At 37.9% G+C, this 12807-nt stretch carries 12 protein-coding genes; 10 read left to right on the top strand and 2 right to left on the bottom strand.

Annotated features, from left to right (window positions below; genetic code table 11):
• Window positions 1–10 precede the first annotated feature (10 nt).
• The 4 genes from DEAC_RS17065 to ppsA all read left to right on the top strand — a co-directional run bounded on the left by DEAC_RS17065 (window position 11) and on the right by ppsA (window position 5375).
• A complete protein-coding gene (locus DEAC_RS17065; RefSeq protein ID WP_047811362.1) occupies window positions 11–376 on the top strand; it encodes a PqqD family protein in 366 nt (121 codons plus the stop codon).
• Window positions 377–378: 2 nt separating this feature from the next.
• The gene (pepV, locus tag DEAC_RS17070) at window positions 379–1770 is read left to right on the top strand and encodes a dipeptidase PepV (protein ID WP_047811284.1); all 1392 of its coding nucleotides are present in this window, start codon (window positions 379–381) and stop codon (window positions 1768–1770) included.
• Between the two features lie 216 nt (window positions 1771–1986).
• Window positions 1987–2610, top strand: coding sequence for a TetR/AcrR family transcriptional regulator (locus DEAC_RS17075; protein ID WP_047811285.1), 624 nt, complete (start codon window positions 1987–1989; stop codon window positions 2608–2610).
• A 68-nt stretch (window positions 2611–2678) separates the two neighbouring features.
• Window positions 2679–5375, top strand: coding sequence for a phosphoenolpyruvate synthase (gene ppsA, locus DEAC_RS17080; RefSeq protein ID WP_047811286.1), 2697 nt, complete (start codon window positions 2679–2681; stop codon window positions 5373–5375).
• Between the two features lie 180 nt (window positions 5376–5555).
• Here the strand turns inward: ppsA and DEAC_RS17085 are convergent, their stop codons facing one another.
• Window positions 5556–5966, bottom strand: a complete 411-nt coding sequence (locus DEAC_RS17085; protein WP_047811287.1) for a molybdenum cofactor biosynthesis protein MoaE — start codon at window positions 5964–5966, stop codon at window positions 5556–5558.
• Window positions 5967–6142: 176 nt separating this feature from the next.
• On the opposite strand from DEAC_RS17085, the gene DEAC_RS17095 reads away from it, so the two are divergent.
• Entirely contained in the window at window positions 6143–6688 is a 546-nt protein-coding gene (locus DEAC_RS17095; RefSeq protein WP_083996264.1) for a peroxiredoxin, read from the top strand.
• A 147-nt stretch (window positions 6689–6835) separates the two neighbouring features.
• On the opposite strand, the gene DEAC_RS17100 is transcribed toward DEAC_RS17095, so the two are convergent.
• Window positions 6836–7033, bottom strand: a complete 198-nt coding sequence (locus tag DEAC_RS17100) for a YjfB family protein (protein ID WP_047811290.1) — start codon at window positions 7031–7033, stop codon at window positions 6836–6838.
• 656 nt (window positions 7034–7689) lie between these two features.
• Between DEAC_RS17100 and DEAC_RS17105 the strand changes: the two genes are divergently transcribed.
• From DEAC_RS17105 to DEAC_RS17125, 5 genes are all read left to right on the top strand, one after another.
• Entirely contained in the window at window positions 7690–8382 is a 693-nt protein-coding gene (locus DEAC_RS17105) for a class I SAM-dependent methyltransferase (protein ID WP_047811291.1), read from the top strand.
• A 90-nt stretch (window positions 8383–8472) separates the two neighbouring features.
• Window positions 8473–9276 (top strand): hypothetical protein, encoded by an 804-nt coding sequence (locus DEAC_RS17110; RefSeq protein ID WP_047811292.1) that lies wholly within the window; start codon window positions 8473–8475, stop codon window positions 9274–9276.
• Window positions 9277–9288: 12 nt separating this feature from the next.
• Window positions 9289–10407, top strand: a complete 1119-nt coding sequence (locus DEAC_RS17115) for an ATP-binding protein (RefSeq protein WP_047811293.1) — start codon at window positions 9289–9291, stop codon at window positions 10405–10407.
• 5 nt (window positions 10408–10412) lie between these two features.
• The gene (locus tag DEAC_RS17120; RefSeq protein ID WP_047811294.1) at window positions 10413–11831 is read left to right on the top strand and encodes a vWA domain-containing protein; all 1419 of its coding nucleotides are present in this window, start codon (window positions 10413–10415) and stop codon (window positions 11829–11831) included.
• Between the two features lie 40 nt (window positions 11832–11871).
• A complete protein-coding gene (locus DEAC_RS17125) occupies window positions 11872–12804 on the top strand; it encodes a hypothetical protein (protein ID WP_047811295.1) in 933 nt (310 codons plus the stop codon).
• Window positions 12805–12807 lie beyond the last annotated feature (3 nt).

Consider the following 12807-nt stretch of genomic DNA (forward strand, 5'->3'; position numbering starts at 1 on the left):
GACTATATCTATGATTAAGAAGAAAAAAAGAGAAGATAATTATCTATGTTACATCCCATGGAAACAACACCAGGAATGGGAATCAAGAAATGGAAAAGTGTTTCTCTTCTTTGAACATGATAAACTGATTGAGAAGTTTGCCCGCTGGTTAGTGAAAAAGCCGTATGTTAGTGATGTTGAATTGGATGAAATAGGCTCACGGGTTTGGTCCTATATTGATGGCAAGTGTACGGTGTTCGAGATCGGACAAAAACTGCAAAAACTCTTTGGGACTGAGTTTGATCCCAAGTATCAAAGACTAATTTCCTATTTGAACTATCTTAACAAAAAAGGCTGGATCTTCTTTAGAAGAGGTTCGCAGCTACAGGGGGATTAAAGATGGAACTAAACCAACAAATAGAACAAGATAAAAATGATCTGGTCCAATCTGTTCAGGAACTTGTTCGAATCAGAAGTATCCAAGGTGAGGCACAGGAAGGTAAGCCCTTCGGTGCTGACGTAGACGAAGCCCTTAATAAGGCGCTGGCAATGGCTGAGAAAATGGGATTCAGAACCGTCAATTTGGATGGCTATATCGGTTATGCCGAGTACGGAGAAGGTGAAGATTATGTAGGTATCCTCGGGCATCTTGATGTGGTGCCTGAAGGCGATGGCTGGCTTTATCCTCCTTATGCCGCGGAGATTCATGACGGGAAAATTTATGGTCGAGGAACTATGGATGATAAAGCGCCAATTATTGCTGCTCTTTATGGCCTTAAAGCTATCAAGGATCTCCAGCTTCCGCTGAAGCATAAGGTTCGAGTAATATTTGGCACGAATGAAGAAAGCGGTTGTCAGGAAATGGAGTATTATCTCGCCAGGGAAAAAGCACCGGTCTCCGGTTTTACCCCTGATGCTGAATATCCAATTATCTATGCCGAAAAAGGGATTACTTTTTTTGACTTGGTGAGAAAGCTGGAGGCAAACCACGAGGGTGACGTTGTAATCAAGACTATTAAAGGCGGACAACGAGCGAATATGGTGCCTGATTACTGTGAGGCACAGATTGTGACGAAGGATTCAGCAAAACTTATTAAAACCATTGAAGAATTTGCAGGCAGTACTGGTTATGCTGTTTTTGCAGAACCACAAGATAGGGGAGTAGTTATTAAGTCGAAGGGTGTTTCAGCTCATGGCAGCCTGCCACATCTTGGTAAGAACGCCATCATGCAAATGATGCAATTGTTAGAGCAATTGCGACTTGGTGACAATGACACAACCAGATTTATTGCCTTCTTAAATAAGTATGTTGGGATGGAGACGGACGGAAAATCATTTGGGGTTGACCTTGAGGACAAGGAGTCCGGGAAGCTGTCTTTCAATGTTGGGATTATTTCTTTAGAGGATAACGAAGTACGTTTGGGGTTGAATTTACGTTATCCGGTGACCTTTTGCTTAGAGGATATGATGGATTTAATCTATAAACGCCTTGAGGGGACAGGAATCCAGGTTGAACTTAATCTGCATCAACAGCCTTTGTATTTTTCAGTTGATCATCCCTTAATTAAATCTTTGCAAAAAGTTTATACGGAACAGACCGGCATGGAGGCCACGTTATTAGCCATTGGCGGCGGTACTTATGCTAAAGAAATGCCTAATATTGTCGCCTTTGGGCCAATAATGCCTGGTGAGGAGGATCTCGACCATCAAGCTAATGAATATATTAAGATAGAACATTTAGTGCTTAATGCCAAGATCTACGCTCACGCAATTTATGAGTTAGCTAAGTAACGAAAGCTATAAAGTAAGAACTATATTTACAAAACAAATAAATCCCGGTTTAACTTAAGGAAAAGTTGACCGGGATTTGCTATGCTTATTTACCCGAATTTCTAAAATTGCGAGGGAATTTATTTTAAAGCTCATAGGGAATGTTCTTGACCGAATCGGTTTAGAGAGGTATACTTGCGTCAACCGATTCGGTCGAAAAACTTCGGAGGTGAGATTTTGGAGAAATTTTTAAGTTTATCTCAAGAGAAACGAAATGTCATCATTGATGCAGCTCTTAGAATGTTTGGCGCTAATGGCTATAAAAAAGCCTCTGTTAGTGATATTGCTGCTGCAGCTGGTATTTCCAAGGCTATGGTATTTCATTACTTTGGCACCAAAAAAGCTTTATATCTCTATCTGATCAATTTGTGCGGCTCTATCATGATGAATGAAGTTAATGAAAAGTTTGATAACAGCATTACTGATTTTTTTGACAGAATTAAAATGTCATCACAAATTGAAGTTTCCGTTATGAAAAAGCACGCTGCGATACCCTCTTTTTTAGCGAGTATGTACTTTGAAAATGATGAAGAAGTAAAAGACGATATAAAAGCTATTTTAGATGGCGGAGACGATTTCAGAAATAAAATAGCCTTTGCAGGTGTGGATACTTCTAAGTTTAAAGACGAGATTGATCTTAAACTTGTAATGAAAATGCTTTCCTGGATAGCTGATGGGTATACAAAACAACTATCCAATCAATCAGAGTTTGATTTTGATACTATGTTGAATGAATTAAATGAATGCTTAGATATGCTTAAAAACAACTTCTATAAAGAGGAATTCGTGCGAATTGAGTAAGTTAAAATTGTCTGGTGGTCAGTTTTCGGATAGTTATTTCTAAAAGTAGTAAATGGGAGGGAATAGCTATGAATTCATGTTTATTAGGCTTTGAGGATATTGATAAAACACAGATTGCGATAGTTGGAGGCAAAGGGGCAAATCTGGGAGAACTGTCTAGAATTGAAGGAGTTCGGGTTCCAGAGGGTTTTTGTCTTACAACGGAAGCCTATAGAAGAATCGTGGAGGATAATACGGAGTTTATCAGCCTGGTTGAAGAATTATCTCTTCTTAAAGCGGAGGATTGGGGAAAGGTAAGCGAAATCAGTGGGAAAATCCGCAATTTAATCGAAGGAATAATAATTCCCCAGGATATAGACGAAGAGATTATGGATTACCTTAAAAGGTTGGGGGAAAAGAATGCTTATGCCGTTCGGTCAAGTGCGACTGCCGAAGATTTACCGCTGGCTTCTTTTGCGGGACAGCAGGATACCTATTTAAATATCATAGGAAAAGATGCTATTCTTCGCCACGTCAGTAAGTGCTGGGCCTCACTTTTTACGGACAGAGCGGTGATTTACCGCCTGCAAAACCACTTTGACCATTGCAAGGTCTATCTTTCTGTCGTTATTCAAAAGATGGTTTTTCCACAGGCTTCAGGGGTCATGTTTACGGCAGATCCTGTAACCGCTAATCGAAAAATCACCTCCATTGACGCCAGTTTCGGTCTAGGTGAAGCACTAGTGTCAGGACTTGTGAATGCTGATATTTATAAAGTCAAAGAAGGCGTGATTATTGATAAGAAGATTTCAAGCAAGAAATTAGCCATCTATGGGTTAAAACAGGGGGGAACTGAAAAGAAAGAAATTGATATTGCCCGACAGAATACGCCAACCCTGACAGAAGGGCAGATATTACAGCTGGAACAAATGGGCAGGAAAATCGAAAAGCATTTTGGCCGTCCGCAGGATATCGAGTGGTGCATTAGTTGGGGGCATTCCTCAGACCCAGGAGCCAATCCCTCGAATGAGGTGTGCCCCCTTTCCTCTGAAGATAAGATCTATATTGTCCAAAGCCGCCCGATAACAACATTGTATCCTGTACCGGAAGTAAATACTGATAAGAACCATGTCTTCTTTTCTTTCGGTCACCGACAGATGATGACTGAGGCCATGTCTCCCTTAAGCATAACGTTCTTTCAGGTATTATTTAAACAGATGACTGGCTCACCAATGTATGAAGCCGGCGGAAGAATATATGTCGATGTCTCTAACGAAATGAGATCACCGCTTATGAGAAAGTCTTTTGTTAAAGGGCTATCGGCCATCGATGTGCTTATGCAAAAAGCCTTTTACAATTTAATTAAACGAGAAGATTTCATGAAACATCTTGCTAAAAGTAAGAAGCCAATGGTTGGAGGCAAAGTGATTGCTAGCTGGCTTCTTAAGACGATAGAATGCTATAGAAAAAATGATCCTGCTATAGTTGAAGGTTTTATGGTCCGTAATAGGGCAGCCTTAATGGACTTGGAACGGCAGGCTCAGATGATTTCCGGAAAGGAACTTTTTGATTTCGTTGATCAGAGCATGGTTCAATTAAAGGATATAATCTTTGACACTTATGGAGTTGTTTTTGCCGGAGCCTATGCAACGAACTGGCTAAATAAGCATATGGAGAAATGGTTAGGAGAAAAGAATGCCGCAGATACTCTTGCCCAATCTGTAGCCAATAATGTTACCTCAGAAATGGGACTTGAACTTTTGGATGTCTCCGATGTCGTTAGAAAGTACCCGGAGGTCATGAGCTATTTGGAAAACCCGAGTGATGAAACCTTATTAGAGGATCTAGCGAATTTAGAGGGAGGGCCTGAGGTTTGTGAGGCCATAAGAGGGTATCTGGAAAAATATGGCATGCGCTGCTCTGCGGAAATAGATATTAGCAGAACTCGCTGGAATGAGAAACCTTCTATATTGGCTTCTCTGATCCTTGGCAATATTAAAGTTTATCCGCCGAATGAGCATATTGCCAAATTCGAGCAAGGCTTGAAGGAAGCTAAGCAGAAAGAGCAGGATCTTATTGGCAGGCTTCAGCAGCTGCCAGGTGGCAGCTGGAAAGCTAAAAGGACCAAGAAAGCAATCAGCGTTCTTCGCAATTATGCCGGATATCGTGAGTTCAATAAATATGTCCTAGTTTGGTATGAATGGATTGTGAAGCAAGTTCTTATGAAAGAGGCGGAAGCTTTAGTTCGGCGGGGGCGTCTGGAAGAAATTGAGGATATATATTATCTTAGATTTGAGGAACTGAAACAAGTCATAGAAACGAACGAAATCGATTATCAAATGATCAAGAATAGAAAAGAAGACTATGAGATTTACAAGAAGCTTACCCCTCCACGTGTCATTACCTCTGACGGAGAAGTTATTTCCGGTGAATATGATACAAGTAATATCCCAGAAGGTGCTTTGGCTGGGGTGCCTGTTTCAGCGGGAATTATTGAGGGAAGGGCAAGAGTAATACTCAGAATAGAGGATGCCCAAATCGAGGAAGGGGATATTCTAGTTACTACTTTCACCGATCCCAGCTGGACGCCGGTATTTGTATCAATCAAAGGATTGGTTACGGAGGTTGGAGGGATGATGACTCATGGAGCAGTCGTTGCCAGGGAGTATGGTCTTCCGGCAGTGGTAAGTGTCGAAAATGCAACTACGCTGATAAAGGACGGACAGAAGATCCGAGTAAATGGTAGTGAAGGATATGTGGAAATACTTTCGGAGAAAGAACACTAGAGTGGTATTCCTTGCAATTTTAGAGAGCTATAGCAGAGGGAAATAATTTCTTGGCAAATGGCCAAAGGCGTTCTCGCTTCAGTTTAGTGGAGTGAGAACGCCTTTATTTAATGGCAGAGCTCATTGAGCCATTGCGCCATTTGTATACTATAAGGAAAAATGACTTGCAATTAAAGCGAATTAATCTTTTTGTTCTATTTCGGTAACACATTCGCATTTAATCTTTTCAACGAGGGATTGCAGGGCGTCAACGACATGTGGTCTGATGTCACCGCCAATCAGCACATACATTATGTCGTCGCCAAGTTCTAGCTGCCCTTCGTTAAGCCAAACCCTGACATGGAAGATGCCGTCCATCTTATAGGTTTCGGAAATCGCTGCATCAACCTTTGCTGCATCATAACTAAAGATCATTCCCGTCACCACTGAACCATCGTCAATTCCATGGCGTACCTTGGCTTTGGGAGTTTGGCGCACAACCCCATTATGAACTAAAAACATTCCTTCCTGTGAAGACGCTCGATCAGCTTTTGCCTCTTTTAGCCATTCATCAATTGATGGCGAGAGCTTTTTAATTTTTCCTTTAATCATAATTTAAAAACCTCTAATTTTTCAGAAGATTAATACCAATACATGCTATCAAAAATAGAGCAAAGTTTCAATCTATAGGATTCAAAACTTTCAGATCTAATGTCAAAGTCATACCTTTTTGCGTAATGTAATTTTAGTAAAATGATTAGGGAGGCACTATAATGATTAAACCGACAATGCTTGCCCCCGATTTCTCAGCCGATGCCTATTTCCTAGGTAACAGAACTACAGTTACATTAAGCAGTTATAGAAACGATTGGGTTGTTTTGTTCTTTTATGCCAGCGATTTTACCTTTGTTTGACCAACAGAGTTGGGAGCCGTGGCTGCCCATCACCACTTCTTTGAGCAATTAGGAGTTAAGGTGCTCGCAATTAGTACTGATAGTGTATTTTCTCATAAAGTATTTGCTGAAGTTTCTCCATCTGCCAGAACTATACAGTATCCATTACTCTCCGATAGAACCCACCGCATCTCTCTTGAGTATGGAGTTCTGAGAGAAGAATTAGGATTTACATTTAGAGCAACATTTATTATAGCTCCTGGTGGGGAAGTTAAATATTCCTGTCTGTATCCCCCTGAAGTTGGGCGTAATGTTTTAGAAATAATCCGAGTAATTCAGGGACTTCAGTATGAAGAAGCAACTGGATTAGGTGTTCAGGCCGGCTGGCGTCCAGGACAACAAGGGCTTCGAAAGGATTTTAATTTGGTGGGTAAAATATAACATTATCCATCCAGCAGCTTTAAACTGGCCTTGTTTTACTTTTCAAATGCTTAAAAAACAAAGGAGAGCAATATCATTCTACTTTAAGAAAGTAGTTTGCAAAGCTCCCTTTGTTTTTGCCAGTTCTATTTTGGCCTTGACAATTTCTTATGCTTGAATGTCAATCTTAGCCCCCAAATTTGGTTGAACGGACAATTCCATAGATTTAGTTGCCTCACTTAACATAGAAACAAGGGAATTACCATTAGTAGCTGCAACACCCATAGCCATTTTCATGACTGATACCCCTACTTGTTGCTGCAAATTGCTTTGACTCAACATTGATGACATTGCTGCAATATCCAATGTATCTCCTCCTTTGTTTTAGATATCGACAGAAATTTAATATAACTTTAGAAGTGCAGCAACAATTCACACATGCAATTAGAACTAAATTGTTGGATATTTTTATGAATGAGGGTTTTTTCAAAAAAGGGTTCTGTTTTCTACGTTTATATTGAATTATAATGAAGTGAATACCAAAATTTAGAAAGAGGGGAATATCATGGTAAGAGGAGAAAAGGTGATTGCCTTAGCTGTAACGTTCTAGATCAAGCCCAGGCAGCTAATTATTTGCAGGTTACAGAAGATCGCTTGTTAGAGGTAGTTGATGCTATCCCACATGTTCGGATAGGCGGACAAAATATATTTAGCAAGAAAGCTCTGTCAGAATGGGTTGAGAAATCAAACTTTAAATAGAATAGCAATAGAATCAGGCACTTTAATTCCTGGTCTTATCTCATCAATTATCCTTCCATTTCTTCTTTGGTTTTCAAATAATCAAAGATATGTTACTTTAAGAGAGAAGGGAAAGGAAACAATTAATTGTAAAAGTGATAAGGAGGAATTTACAATTAAAAAGTAGAAATTTACATAGTGAAATGAAACCGGAGAAGGAGACTAGGGCAAAGCAATACGAAGAGTATTAATCTATTTGTATAAATAAATAAGGGTGATTGTAAATGAACGAAGCACTATTTGACCATGTCGCGGCCCATTATGATTCCTGGTATGATACTGAGCTAGGATCACTCTCTGACCAAACTGAACGTAATCTGGCCCAGTCGATGTTTAAGGCGCCTGGCCCGAAGGTTCTGGAGATTGGCTGTGGCACTGGACAATATACGAGTTGGCTTGTGCAAGAGGGTTATGAGGTTACTGCTGTCGATATTTCCGGTGAAATGATGGCTTTGGCCCAAAAGAAAATAGCGCTGCTTGAGGGAAGCACTTCAAAAGCTGATTGTGTTCACTGGTGGCATGCTGATATTACAAAAATTCTTGATCAACTTGAAACCTACGATGGGATTTTCTCTATGACTGCTTTTGAATTCGTACCTGAACCGGAAAACGTCTTAAAAAAACTTTTTAGTCAATTAAACCCCGGGGGCTGTTTAATGATCGGAGTTATCGCCGGTATGAGTGCCTGGAGTGAATACTATGCTGAGGCTGCTCGTAAAAAACCAACGTCTGTCTTCAAGCGTGCAGCTCTTTATACCCAAGAGGAAATACGTTCCTGGCAGATCGGTGTATCCGCCGAAATCGGAGAATGTCTATTCTTCCCGCCGAATGTTCAAACTAAATCTGAGGCCCTTTCTCTTGAGGCCAAAAGGGAAGGAAATCCTGGATTTGTGGTGGCAAAGTGGGTAAAACGCTAAGAAATGCAGAACAGTCCAGTAAGCACTGGGCTGTTTGTTATTTTGAAAAAATGTACTAATAAGAAAATAAAGACAGAAGGAAATAACATTATGGAAGAAGCAAAGCTCTTTGAGTTGCTGCAGAATAATCCTAACGCTATAGCCTATATCAATAATCCTACAGATGAGATGAAGCTTTTGGCTGTTAAAAGGAATGGACTTACTTTAGAATACATAGACAATCCCACTAGAGAGATGCAAGAATTGGCAATAGTTAGTAATCCGCGGGCGATTCAATTTATAAATAACCCTACAGAAGATATGATGATTAAAGCTATCGATGCTGGCTGGGTTAACTTAGAGTATATTAAAAACCCAACCGATAAACTTATAAAATCAGCGTTAAATCAAGCTGGATGGGCTATTAAATATGTCCATAATCCAAGTGAGGAATTGCAGCTATTAGCTGTTAGGAAAAATTACGATGCCATAAAGTTTATTAAAGAACCTTATGAAAGTGTACAAGAGGCAGCTGTTAAAATAAGTTATGATGCCTTACGATATATTAATTCACCGACACACAAAGTAGAGCGTATAGCAATTAAGGATAATGAAAAAGCTATTACATTTGTAAATGATTTGGATAAAAATAAACTGCTTGAGTTTTTAAAAGTAAATATCTTAGTGATTAAATATGTTGCCATAGAAATTGGTAGTGATGAAATAGAACAAGTGTTAAAAGAAGCATTAGCAAATGAAGATGTTGACGAGAAATATGTTAGGGATTATTTGAATTGCAGTACCTTAGATAAAAATAGCGCTATTTTGCCTATGGACAAGCTCATGTTTATTTATAAATATGGAAGCAAAAAGGCGAAAAAAATAACTGTAGATGAAAAATTGAAGCTGATATAGGTGGGAGACATAATGAATTTTTCAGACACGCTAAAAAGTGTTAACTTAGTATTATCTATTGGGGAAGTGCCTCTAATAGTTGGCGAAAGCGGAATAGGAAAAACAGCGTTAGCCAAGCAAATTGCGAAAGAAAATAATTGGAGTTTAATTGTTATTAATGGCAATCTTCTTAAAGAAGGTGAAATAGGTGGTCTTCCCACTGTTGAATCTTATACAGGTTTCAAAGATGATCATGAAAAGAAAACTACTGTATATGCTGTCCACCATAAGCTAAGGGAAATTGATGAAGAAATATCTCAAAGGAAAACTGTTCTTTTATTTATCGATGAGATAAATCGTTGTGAACATACTGTGCAGCAGGAACTTATGAATTTAATTTTAAATCGAGAAATTAATGGCTATGAGTTACCTGAAGGCGTAAAAATATTGGCTGCCATGAATCCTTCAAGTAAATATGGTTCGGATTTTGATTATCAAGTTGTGGATATGGATGCGGCTCAAGAAAATAGATTTGTCTGGTTGTATATGGAACCTGACTACAACCAATGGATCGATTGGGCATTAGAAGCTGGAATTGAGCAAAAGGTTATAGAGTTTATTTCAACCTTCCCTGATTATCTGCATAAGGTAAACGAAGATGATATACGGGCAACTCCGAGAAGTTATGAAAGAATTTCAGGTATTTTTAAAATTTACAAGGAGGGTAAAGATTCAATACCCAGATCTGTGTTTTTAAATGTCATAAGAGGGAATGTAGGGAGGTTAATTGCTGAAGAGTTTGTGACCTTCATTGAATCGGATTATAGTTCATTGATATCTTTTAAGGATGTTTTTTCAGGAGATTCTCTTTCTGAAATAATTAGCGAAAAAATTAAAAAGGAAAGTCATATAAGACTTTACCTGTCTGCTAAGAATATACTTAAAACCTTAGAATCTAATATAGAAAGTTATGATTTTGATTCAACTTATTATATTGGAAGACTTATTGAATTTTTAAAAGCTTATCCAGTTGATTTAATGATTGGAATTATGAAAGAAATTAAAAATAGCTATAAGGAAGTTTATAAATATGCCATAGATAATGAAGAGTTTGTTAATTTATATTTCGAATCTTATAATTTAATTAGGTGATAACTGTGGGAACTTATTTTGATAATCAAGTTAACGAGCTGCATGAAAAAGCTGAAGAAATCGTCGCTGTATATTTAAACGCTAAACGTTTAGATAATAAGGTTCAAATCGATATTCCGAAAGATTTTCGAGAGAAATTTTTTAGGCTTGTCGATAATGTCAATTTAAGTCTTATGGAAAACAAAGACAACTTTTATGGATATTTTTTACTGCAAATGTCTAGAGAGATAAGATTCGATATAAGTAGTTCTACTGCTCTCAATTTTAGGGGAGCAAACTATGTCATATCTTTTAATCCTTTACTATTTTTAAATCTTAATCTAAAACAAATGGAAAGTACTATTAAACATGAAATACTTCATATAATATCGCTTCATTTAATAAGGGCAAAGAAACTTAAAGCTGGTTATAGTAAATTGGCGATTAATATGGCAATGAATATAGTGGTAAATACATTTTTAGACAATTTGCCGCCATATGCTCTTACTTTAGAATGGGTAAATTTAAATTATTCCTTAGAACTCTTACCCTTTAAACCTTTTGAGTATTATGCGGAAAAGCTTCAAGCTGCGATAGACCTCTTAGAAGCAGATGAGGATGACGATGACGATGAGTCTGCGGATGAAAGCAATCAAGATGATAAAATCGAAACAGACTATAATCCGGAAAAGGCCCATGATGTATGGGAAGAATCCAGTGATATCGATGAAAGAATGCTTAAAGAATTTACTGAGAAGATCATTAATGATTCTCTAAAAGGTAACCTGCCAAATTACTTGGCAGGCATGATATCATTACTTAGAAATAGTAAAGGTGAATTGCCTTGGAATTTATATCTCAAGAGGTTAATGGGAACTGTTGAAAGTAATAAAAAGAAGACTATAACCAGAAGAAATAGAAGACAGCCTTATAGACTGGATTTAAGAGGTGAACTCAGAAGTCATAAAGCAAAAATTATTGTTGCCCTAGACATAAGCGGAAGTATTAGTGATGGAGAATTTTGTCAAGCAATTAAAGAAGTACTCGATATAGTGAAAAATTATAACCAAGAAATAACCATTATCGAATGTGATAATGAAATAAGACGTGTTTATAATGTCAAATCTATTAAGGATGTAAGAGATAGGATTAATATCAGAGGAGGTACAAAATTTAGCCCAGTTTTTGAATATGCTAATCAGAATAAGGCTAATTTGTTAGTTTATTTTACGGATGGCAAAGGTGAAGATAAGCTTCTCGCAAAACCTAGGGGGTATAAAACGTTATGGGTTATTTCCGGAAGAGGAGATAAGCTTTCCTTAAAAGAAGCTTATGGACCTGTCAAAAAACTTAAAACTATTGAAGAAAAAGATGACTCACTAAATATGAGTGATGTTAAAAGAGACGGGTTTTCAATGAACGACCAAGAAGAAATACATATCTAAACCAGCTATCCGTTAGATTGAAAGGGGTTCCGTAACAAATATGGCTATCAAAATCAATAGTAAGAATAAGAAGATCCTTTTAGTATTAATCACACTTTCCCTTCTTTTAACAGGATGTGGAAATGCAGAAAAAGTATCTACTGCGACTGTAAGTGATGCATCAGCGAAATCTTCGGCAGCGAAGAAATCTTCACCGACAACTGTAACCAATGATTCGGTTGATTATAATCAGTATGTTAAAAAGGTATGGAAGCTGAAAAATAATAGCGATATGTCATTCGTGATTTCAAAAATTGAAAACAGTAAGGCGATAGGCAAATTAAGTGTCCTCAACTATACAACTGCAGATAAAAATTTACAAAGTTTCGAGGCTGATTTTGAGGGGGAAATTAATAAAGATACTGCTGTCTGCCAGTATAATGATTCCAAGGGTAATAAGGGATCCTTGAAATTAGTCTTTAAATCCAATCAGGAAATTGAAGGAACTATAACTATAGCAGATAAAGCAAAGGCAACAGTTCAACCGTCACTTGGAACTTTTTATTTTGCCCCGGAAACTATTAAAGATATAAAGGGGTTTAGCCCGATTGAAAAACAATCGTTTATGGTCAACCTAAATTCTTGGGGTAACATCAAATTTGTTTCAGGAAAACTTACGGGCGGCAGTCACGTACCTGTGGAATTCTATTTAACGGATAAAGATGGAGACATCCTCTATGATTTCGCTGCTACACTCCCCTATAGAGTCGATGTCAAAGCCGTTTCTTTTGAGGATGTAAACAAAGATGGGTTAAAAGATATAATCATTATTGTTAACGATGAAGATGATTCAAGTAATTGTTTGGCAACAGTCTATTTTCAAAAGGCAGATGGTTCCTTCGCTAATGATATGAAATTGGATCAAGAAATAAATGAATCAAAAAATAACAAAGACGTTAAAACAGTACGGACCTTTTTAGCCTCGAAATTTTAATGG

Origin of the sequence: Desulfosporosinus acididurans, assembly GCF_001029285.1 — a bacterium.
Taxonomy (GTDB): Bacteria; Bacillota; Desulfitobacteriia; order Desulfitobacteriales; family Desulfitobacteriaceae; genus Desulfosporosinus; species Desulfosporosinus acididurans.

Coding starts and splice junctions, on each gene's coding strand:
- DEAC_RS17110 (WP_047811292.1), top strand. CDS start 8,473: ATGGAAGAAGCAAAGCTCTTTGAGTTGCTGCAGAATAATCCTAACGCT.
- DEAC_RS17115 (WP_047811293.1), top strand. CDS start 9,289: ATGAATTTTTCAGACACGCTAAAAAGTGTTAACTTAGTATTATCTATT.
- DEAC_RS17065 (WP_047811362.1), top strand. CDS start 11: ATGATTAAGAAGAAAAAAAGAGAAGATAATTATCTATGTTACATCCCA.
- pepV (WP_047811284.1), top strand. CDS start 379: ATGGAACTAAACCAACAAATAGAACAAGATAAAAATGATCTGGTCCAA.
- ppsA (WP_047811286.1), top strand. CDS start 2,679: ATGAATTCATGTTTATTAGGCTTTGAGGATATTGATAAAACACAGATT.
- DEAC_RS17085 (WP_047811287.1), bottom strand. CDS start 5,966: ATGATTAAAGGAAAAATTAAAAAGCTCTCGCCATCAATTGATGAATGG.
- DEAC_RS17125 (WP_047811295.1), top strand. CDS start 11,872: ATGGCTATCAAAATCAATAGTAAGAATAAGAAGATCCTTTTAGTATTA.
- DEAC_RS17105 (WP_047811291.1), top strand. CDS start 7,690: ATGAACGAAGCACTATTTGACCATGTCGCGGCCCATTATGATTCCTGG.